We start from the raw sequence: 9362 nt of genomic DNA, 5'->3' as shown, positions 1-9362 counted from the left end.
AATGGTTTGTTTGCCAGAATCATTGGCAAAATTAGTGCACTTACCATTCTGCAATACGTAAACTTCATTAACGACAAGCCCATTGGCAGAATTAAGTATGCATTAAATTAATTCCGCCAACAGGTAAAATATATTTCAAACATCCAAAGAAATACGCGTTTTTTCTTATTTTACCGTAATATATATTAAAAATTTGGAACAATGGAACAAAATACATACCTTTGCACGCATTAAAAACAACATAAACAAGAGACCATGAAACCTGTATTTATAGCAGGTCCCTGCGTGATAGAATCACAGGAACTACTCGATATTGTGGCACATGAGCTTACGGAAATATCCGCCGGGCTTGGTGTTGAAATCATATTCAAAGCCTCGTTCGACAAGGCTAACCGAACATCTATACATTCTTTCCGCGGTCCGGGACTGGAAAAGGGACTGCAAATGCTTGCCGGAATAAAAGAAAAATACGGGCTGAAAATACTTACTGACATACACGAAAGCAGCCAGGCAGAAGCCGCCGGTGAGGTGGCTGACGTGTTGCAGATACCGGCTTTCCTATGCCGACAGACCGATCTGCTTGTGGCTGCGGCACGCACCGGGCGCACCGTAAACATCAAAAAGGCACAGTTTCTTAGCGGACGGGACATGCTGTATCCCGTGGAAAAAGCCCGCGAGGCAGGCGCAAAGGACGTCTGGCTGACAGAAAGAGGCAACATGTACGGATACAACAACCTTGTTGTGGACTTCCGTAACATTACGGACATGCTCGACATAGTGCCCCGTGTGATAATGGACTGCACACACAGCGTGCAGCGTCCGGGCGGCGGAGGCGGCAAGACGTCGGGCGACCGCAGGTTTGTTCCGGCAATGGCAATGGCGGCTAAGGCGTTCGGAGCCAACGGATATTTCTTTGAAGTGCATCCCGATCCGGACAACGCCCTTAGCGACGGTCCCAACATGTTATATCTGAAAGACCTTAAAGGTGTCATGACAGAACTATGCCGGTAAACGTTAAGGATGTGGAAAAAGTAGTGAAAGAGATGGAAAAAGAAAGCAAAAACCTCAAGATAAGAGAATATGCCATACAGTGTATAAAGGAAGAGGCACATGCTGTGCTTGACCTTATACCCCGACTTGACGACAATTTCGACCGTGCAGTTGAGATGATACACCGCTGTCACGGCAAACTTATAGTCACGGGTGTAGGCAAAAGCGGGCATATCGGGGCAAAAATTGCCGCAACACTGTCAAGCACCGGCACGCCGTCATTCTTCGTAAACCCGCTCGATGTATATCACGGCGACCTCGGAGTGATGACACACGACGACATTGTGCTTGCCATAAGCAACTCAGGACAGACCGACGAGCTGCTGCGTTTTATCCCGATGCTGCTCCACATGAATGTGCCTATAATAGGCATGAGCGGCAACCCGCGGTCGCTTCTTGCCAAATACAGCGCCGTACACCTTAATATAAAAGTGGAGAGAGAGGCATGTCCGCTGAACCTTGCACCGACAAGCAGCACCACGGCAACACTGGTAATGGGCGACGCTCTGGCTGTGGCACTGATGAAAGTAAGGAACTTCGAGCCACGCGACTTCGCACAGTTCCACCCCGGAGGCGAGCTTGGACGAAGACTTCTCACAACGGCACACGACGTAATGCACACCGAAGACATGCCCGTAATAGACAGCGGCATGCACCTGGGAGAGGCTATAATACATGTCAGCAAGGGCAAACTGGGACTTGGAGTGGCTATGGAAGACGGCAGGATAGCAGGTCTTATAACCGACGGAGACATACGCCGTGCCATGGAAAAATGGCAGGCGGAGTTCTTCAACCATACCGTAAACGACATTATGACACGCGAACCGAAGACGGTAAGACCCGATACGAAAATCACGGAGATACAAAGTATCATGCAGAAATACAAGATACATACCGTGCTTGTGACCGACGAAGAAAGGCATCTCCTTGGCATTGTGGACCACTATCGTTGCATGGTGTGACACCCTGCACATAAATAATGTAATATATAATAATGTATAAAGGCTGTATATCTGTACGGATGAGAATCTTTACAACCGTATTATTTCTACTCACAATCATTTCTTCGGGAGCGCAGACGTCCGACTCGCTGATTGTAAAGTCACTGCGCGAAGAGGGCATAAGGTTCTCGCACGACAACTCGCTGACACTGCTTTGCAACGGACAGGAGAAGTTCGACGACATGTTCCGTGCCATACGGCAGGCGAAAAGCAGCGTACATCTGGAATATTTCAACTTCCGCAACGACTCAATAGCGTCGCTGCTCTTCGACATACTGGCAGACAAGGTGAGAGAAGGTGTGGAGGTACGCGCTCTTTTCGACGGTTTCGGCAACGACTCCAACAACCGTCCGCTGAAGAAAAACCACCTGACAGAACTGAGAAAGCGCGGCATAGAGATATACGAGTTCGACCCTCTGCGCTTTCCATGGGTCAACCATGTGTTCCACCGCGACCACCGCAAGATTGTCATAATAGACGGAAAGACGGCATATACGGGAGGCATGAACGTAGCCGACTATTATATAAAAGGTACGGAAGTGGTGGGCGAATGGCACGACATGCACTGCCGGATAGAGGGTGAAGAGGTGAACACGCTACAGGCGATATTCATAAAGATGTGGAACAAGGTGACAAAACAGAACCTGCACGGGGCAAAATACTACCGCGGAACACATGGCGCCGACTACATAACGGGACTGAAACCGGACACATGCCCTACGGCGGGAAACAAGATGGTAGGCATAATAAACCGCGAACCGAGGACCACAAACGGCATAATAAGAAAGTTTTATACCGACGCGATAAACTTGGCGCAAGACAGCATAAAGCTTGTAAATCCTTATCTTACGCTTAACGGCAAACTGAAGAAGGCACTGCGCAACGCCGTGAAACGCGGTGTGAAGGTGGAGGTAATGGTTTCGTCGAAAAGCGACATACCTTTAACGCCCGACTGCGTGTTCTACAACGTTCACAAACTGATGAAGCGCGGCGTGGACGTATGGATCTACGAGAAAGGATTTCATCATACAAAGGTGATAATGGTAGACGGCAGGTTCTGCACCGTGGGCAGTGCCAACCTTAATGCGCGCAGTCTGAACTTTGACTACGAGGAAAACGCGGTGATAATAGACCCGTGCACCACAAAGGAACTGAGCAACCTGTTCGACAACGACAAGAGACATTCCTTCAAGCTTACGGAAGAGAGTTGGGACAAGTGGCGCACGCCGTGGCAGAAGTTCGTGGGCTGGTTTGCCCACCTGCTCACACCATGGCTTTAGGGTGCGGAGTATAGGCTGAATATACGAGTGTGTTCGAAATCTCAAACAATGACTTCAGGCGTTTTATCCATGTAGGGACATTTTTTTCACTTCGTTCAACAACACGTCTTGTAAATGTCCGCACGCCCTCACAAGGGCGTTCTTTGTTACATCCACATGTATAAAAGAAACAAAACAACAAGGCTTTTTTTATAGAAAACTTTACATATAATCTGAACGCCTCTCCGATGCGTGCGGACAAATACAAGCATATGTCCCTACATTGAAGAGGATATATCGGGGACATATTTATACTGAATTCGTGTAAAATGAAGTGCGATGAACTGCTTCTACATCGGCTGTTCATCATCATCATCTTTCTCAACTGCATCGACAAGCGACACCATGAGCCTGTAGCTAACAGGCGTTATGCCGTTGCGTTCGAGCATTATCCAGTCGTTCAGGAAAACATTTTCTATCGTCAAGGGGTCTCCGTTCTGCTGCGTTGTGACAATCTCCGTCTCCTTATACTTTCTGAAAAGGACTGCCGCTGCCGACAATTCGCCGCGGAACCACTTGCAATAACCGGCATTGAGATAGTCGTTGCCCGTCACCTTGTCGCTGCCGAGCAATCGTTCATACTCCTTCTCCGCCTGCTCGAGCCTGCCCTGCCCCATCAGTCCCCACGCCAGCACACGCACCGTCTCCAACGATTCGGGATGCTCATAGTTGAGTTTATACAACATGGTGACAGCCTCATCATACTTTTCCGTCTCGGTAAGCGCCACGCAATAGTTCAGTGCATAGCCTATGTTGTCGGGATTGAGCATGCACAACTTCTCATAGTGCATCTCCGCCTCTTCCGCTTCTCCCTGCACAAGACACGCCTTTGCAAGCATTGCCGTGGCACGCTCGTTGTCCGGCTGCAACTCAAGTATACGGTCAAAACGATCCATAGCCACATCGGGACGTGCCGTTTCAAGATAGTACATACCCTCGACAAGAAGCCATTTCACATCGTCATCGTTATGATAGCCGTTGACAAGCACGGACAGAGAGTCGTAGTCTCTACGCTTAAGCATAAAAGAAGCAAGCTCCGCCATATACCTGTCGAGCCCTTCATGCCTGAACACTACACCTGCGACAAATATGTGCGACGGGGCGGAAAAAGCCTTTACCAGACAGTCGCGCTGAGGATAAAGGCGGAAAAAGCGGAACAGATCCTGCAGATACATGCGCCGGATATATGCCGGATTTTCCTTGTCTATATCAGAAACGGTATGCCCGAGGGCATCGCCGCTGCCAAGCATCTCACGCATGTTTTCGGGCAGTTTGTCGATTACCGACGACATTGCAAGCACAAACGAATATTTGTCGCTGTCGCAGAAAGGACCGTTGTCGAGCAGGATCTGCATGAAACGGCTGTTGTCAAGTTTATCGGTAGTATATGAAATATCGGCATGCTCGGTAAAGAAAGGATAGAACCAATTGGCTATACTGCTGAAGAACGTAAACCGCTTCATCTGCGAAAAGCCGCCGAAATAGATGTCCGAGCCCTCCTTCTGCATGTCGATCATCTTGCGGAAACTTGCCTCCATGGCTTCCATGGTATGCTCGGAGGCTCCCGGATCAAAGACATCCTGCATGGGGTCTTCCTCCTTCTCGGTTATTCCGAAGCGCGTAATGTTGAAGTTGTTGCTCTTAAGTAGCGTGGGCATGATGTCCTTCTGTATCCTGTCGTGGTCTTTCTCGGCATCCATACAGAACATTATCTGCTTCTGCAGGTCGGCTATCTCACGTGCCGTCCTTTCGTCCGAACATGCCTTACGCAGCATTATGTCGCACTCGGGGAAAAGGACAAAGCCCAGTTCTGCGTCGCCCGAGAAACCGATAAGGGACAACACCCACCCTACAAGGGCACGCTGGCGCAGGTGTTCGTCGGTGGTCTTAAGGTAGACATTCATCATTACGGAGAACTTGCGCGGGTCGAAACTGTTCATCGCTGCCAGCATAACGGCACTGACAATAAGTCGTGCATCGACCGTATCGACAACCGGAGACAACAGTATGTCTTCCATAAACAGAGCTTCGTTCTCGCTCCACTGCACCGATATCATGATACGTGAGAACAGTGCCTGCATGACCTCGTTGTGACGGCTGTATATTGCCCGCGCCTTGCTGCGCCGCGTTTCCGGGCTTTCAAGACCGAGAAGTGCCACGTCCGTAACATAGTTCTCAAGCATGGATCGTATCTTTTCACTGTCTGCCGGACAATATTCCGCACGCCTCGACGCCTCGGCAAAAGGCGGACAGTTGCTTATAAGACATGCCATGCGCATGTTGCTCACCGTGCGGTAGAGACGTTGCAGCAGTTTGAGATATACGTTGTCGCGTTCAGGATCGTTATATCCGAGATTGATATAATCCACCATTAGCCTGTAGTCTTCTTCAATCCTTTCCACTTCATCCGCATATCGGGCAAAGGCTTCCTTGTCTTTGACGTCCCTCACACAACGCAGGGCACGTTCCATATTAAGCGTGGCGATACTGTCAAGTGCCGCCTTAAGTTGTTCCGATGCTTTCTTCATGTATTCCTTATTTGTTTTTAAGCCAGCGTCCGGCAGCCTCCAAGTCGCTCATGCGAGGCAGGGACGCGTGCTTATATTTGACTTCCGGCAGGGCTGCAATGACCCTGTCGTCGACCTTGCAGTATTCATGTATAATCCCGGCATAATGCTTTATGCCGTTTTTGTTTATCAAGTCGCATGCCTTGTCGTATGCTTTGACAAAAGCCTCAGCCTGCGCCCTACGGTGCTTGTCGCCCGGAACAGGCTCGTAAAGAGCCACCACACCGAGCCACAGGTCCTTGTCGCGGCTGTCCATCAGCACCGGATGCTTGTGCATTCGCGCCGCCGTGGCATGCGGTTCGGACAGGAACATGGCATCCATTTCGTTGTTGAGCAGCATGCCGAGACGCACACCGGGGTCGTTTATCTGTATTCTGAACACGTGATCGGGCACTAACTTGGCACTGTCCACGGCATAATCTCCCAGCAGGTCGGTGGCTGAATAGCGCGTCATCGCCAGCATCTTGTCCTTAAGTTGCTTTATATGCCTTACACGTGCCAGTCTGTTGGACACTAATTGCCAGTATGTGCCGGTGGCAGCAACATATCTCAGCGGCACCCCCAGCCCTACCATACGCTGACAGGCGACAAGGTCGGTGACGGCAGCCTGAAGCTTTCCTGCCTTAAAAGCGGCATTACAGTCTATCCCGGCATCATAAAGGCGCAAGCGTACATCAACGTCAAGCGAGTCGAACAGGTGTTCCTCATGTGCCACATAAACGGGCAGACAATCGAGCGAGGGCTGCACTCCCACCTTGAAAGCAAGCGAGTCGAGAGTGCGGAGGCGTGCACGTTCCTGTGCGGAAAGCCGTTCCGCCTCGTCTTTCGACGGACCGCAGCCTATGACAAATACCGCCAGCAGAAGCGGCAACAATATGTTATTTATCTTCATCAGGCAAGTTGTTTTATTAAAAAAGGCAGCTCAATGCCGTTAAACACGAGTCGCCTTTGCTGATTGTTATTAATGTGCGATATTAGCCATGAATGTTGTTTTGTACGGACAAAGATAAAAAGTTTTTCCGATTGTGACAAACTTTACAATGAAAAATACGTATATACGGCTCAACTTGACTGCCATACATGTATATATAAGTATGTACATTATATATATAAGTGTGTATAATATATATAATGTCGATATTTTTGCGTACTTTTGCGTGCAAACTACAGCAAAATGGCAAAAGACAAGACGGTATATGTATGCTCGGACTGCGGACAGGAGTCGGCAAAATGGATAGGCAAATGCCCCAGTTGCGGGCATTGGAACACGTTCAAGGAACTTAAGATATCGGCTGATACGGGACAAATGGCGGCACGGTCGGCGGCGTACACCATGCGCACCGCCAAGGGAAAGGACGGCAACCGGCCGCTGTTCCTTCATGAAATCTCGGCAAAGAACGAGCCGCGGATAGACATGAACGATGCGGAGCTGAACCGTGTATTGGGCGGTGGGCTTGTCCCAGGCTCCATCGTACTGCTCGGAGGCGAGCCGGGAATAGGCAAGAGTACGCTGACACTGCAGACGATACTGCGGTTGCCGGAGCAGAAGATACTTTACGTAAGCGGTGAGGAAAGTGCCGGACAACTGAAGATGCGCGCGGGAAGAATAGAGCATCCGGACAACGACAACTGCATGATACTGTGCGAAACGTCGCTCGAGAGCATATTCAACAGCATAAAGGAGACGGTGCCCGACATCGTTGTCATAGACTCGATACAGACGATAAGCACCGAAAACGTGGACAGTTCGCCGGGAAGCATCGCCCAGGTGCGCGAGTGTGCAAGCGCCCTGCTGCGCTTTGCCAAGTCGAGCGGCACGCCCGTAATACTGATAGGGCACATCAACAAGGAGGGTTCGCTCGCCGGACCGAAGATTCTCGAGCACATTGTAGACACCGTGATACAGTTTGAAGGCGACCAACACTACATGTACCGCATACTGCGCTCGATAAAGAACAGGTTCGGAAGCACGTCCGAACTCGGTATATACGAGATGCGGCAGGACGGACTGAGGCAGGTAAACAACCCGTCCGAGCTGTTGTTGACCGAAGACCACGACGGACTGAGCGGCGTGGCGATATCATCGGCAATCGAGGGTGTGCGCCCTTTCCTTGTCGAGACGCAGGCTCTTGTGTCGTCGGCTGCCTACGGAACACCGCAACGTTCGGCAACGGGCTTCGACCAGCGCAGACTGAACATGCTCCTCGCCGTACTCGAGAAGCGTGTGGGGTTCAAACTTATGCAGAAGGATGTGTTTCTGAACATCGCGGGAGGTCTGCGCGTGACAGATCCGGCGATGGACCTCAGCGTTATTGCCGCCGTATTGTCGAGCAACGTGGACACGGCAATAGAAACCGGATGGTGCATGGCGGGGGAAGTGGGACTGAGCGGTGAGGTGCGCCCGATAAACCGCATCGAACAGCGCATAGCCGAGGCAGAGAAGCTCGGTTTCAGCCACATGATAGTGCCTAAATACAACATGCAGGGACTTGACAAGGGGAAATACGGAATAGAACTCGTACCGGTGAGGAAGGTCGAAGAGGCTTTAAGGGCGCTCTTCGGATAACCGGACGGGAACAAAACTTAAATCATAAAACAAATATCTGACATGAAAAAACAAATCTTATCCATTCTGCTGTGTCTCATCATCGTTTCTCCCGACATGGCACAGACCATGTTCACGCACCCGTGGCAAGGGAAACGCGTGGCTTATCTGGGCGATTCGATAACCGATCCCAACCACAAGGCGGCAGGAAGGAAGTATTGGAACTGTCTGCAGGAGTGGCTCGGCATAACGCCTTTTGTCTATGCCATAAGCGGAAGACAATGGAACGACATACCGAGACAGGCGGAGAAGCTGAGGACTGAGCACGGTGACGACTTCGATGCCATCATCATATTCATCGGTACGAACGACTTCAACGCCGGAGTGCCCGTGGGAACATGGTTTACAGAGCGTGAAGAGGATATCGCCACAAACATAAACGAGCCGCAAGTGACGGAGAAGCGCAGGAGACTGCATCCGGTAATGAGCGACAGCACTTATTGCGGACGCATAAACATTGCGTTAAGCACGGTGAAGAAGATGTTTCCGTGCAAACAGATTATCGTGATGACGCCCATACACCGCTCCTTTTACATATCAAAAGCAGGGAAATGGCAGCAGCCGGACAGCTACTGCAACAAGAACGGGGAGTATCTCTCCGCATACATCGAGGCGTCAAAGGCATGCGGCAATATATGGTCGGTGCCGGTGATAGACCTCAACGCCCTCTGCGGACTGAACCCGTCGCTGGACGAGCACAGGCAGTACTTCAAGGACGAAGGCAAGGACCTGCTGCACCCGAACGACAAGGGACACGAAAGAATGGCGCGGACGATAATGTACGGGCTGCTCGCCTTGCCCTGTGGGTTCTGATAGAAAG

General features: G+C 50.6%; 7 protein-coding genes and 1 pseudogene. 6 read left to right on the top strand and 2 right to left on the bottom strand.

What is annotated here, in order from left to right:
• The 4 genes and pseudogenes from HPS54_RS11145 to HPS54_RS11130 form a co-directional block, all read left to right on the top strand.
• Positions 1-111: pseudogene (locus HPS54_RS11145) on the top strand (IS982 family transposase); the annotation flags it as partial.
• Between the two features lie 144 nt (positions 112-255).
• Positions 256-1011 carry a 3-deoxy-8-phosphooctulonate synthase gene (gene kdsA, locus HPS54_RS11140; RefSeq protein ID WP_172345526.1) on the top strand — a complete coding sequence of 252 codons (756 nt, stop codon included), beginning with the start codon at positions 256-258 and terminating at the stop codon, positions 1009-1011.
• A gap of 32 nt (positions 1012-1043) precedes the next feature.
• Positions 1044-2012, top strand: a complete 969-nt coding sequence (locus HPS54_RS11135; protein ID WP_172345528.1) for a KpsF/GutQ family sugar-phosphate isomerase — start codon at positions 1044-1046, stop codon at positions 2010-2012.
• Between the two features lie 59 nt (positions 2013-2071).
• The gene (locus tag HPS54_RS11130) at positions 2072-3331 is read left to right on the top strand and encodes a phospholipase D-like domain-containing protein (protein WP_172345525.1); all 1260 of its coding nucleotides are present in this window, start codon (positions 2072-2074) and stop codon (positions 3329-3331) included.
• A gap of 329 nt (positions 3332-3660) precedes the next feature.
• On the opposite strand, the gene HPS54_RS11125 is transcribed toward HPS54_RS11130, so the two are convergent.
• Positions 3661-5898, bottom strand: coding sequence for a tetratricopeptide repeat protein (locus tag HPS54_RS11125; RefSeq protein WP_172345524.1), 2238 nt, complete (start codon positions 5896-5898; stop codon positions 3661-3663).
• A 7-nt stretch (positions 5899-5905) separates the two neighbouring features.
• Positions 5906-6829 carry an ABC transporter substrate-binding protein gene (locus HPS54_RS11120; RefSeq protein ID WP_253952001.1) on the bottom strand — a complete coding sequence of 308 codons (924 nt, stop codon included), beginning with the start codon at positions 6827-6829 and terminating at the stop codon, positions 5906-5908.
• Between the two features lie 282 nt (positions 6830-7111).
• Here HPS54_RS11120 and radA point away from each other — a divergent pair, with 282 nt between their 5' ends.
• Entirely contained in the window at positions 7112-8503 is a 1392-nt protein-coding gene (gene radA / locus HPS54_RS11115) for a DNA repair protein RadA (RefSeq protein WP_172345523.1), read from the top strand.
• Positions 8504-8545: 42 nt separating this feature from the next.
• On the top strand, positions 8546-9355 hold the full coding sequence (locus HPS54_RS11110) for an SGNH/GDSL hydrolase family protein (protein ID WP_172345522.1): 810 nt from the start codon (positions 8546-8548) through the stop codon (positions 9353-9355).
• Positions 9356-9362 lie beyond the last annotated feature (7 nt).

Source organism: Xylanibacter caecicola (assembly GCF_013166515.1).
GTDB classification, from domain to species: domain Bacteria; phylum Bacteroidota; class Bacteroidia; order Bacteroidales; family Bacteroidaceae; genus Prevotella; species Prevotella caecicola.
This window is presented reverse-complemented; position numbering and strand designations above follow the sequence as displayed.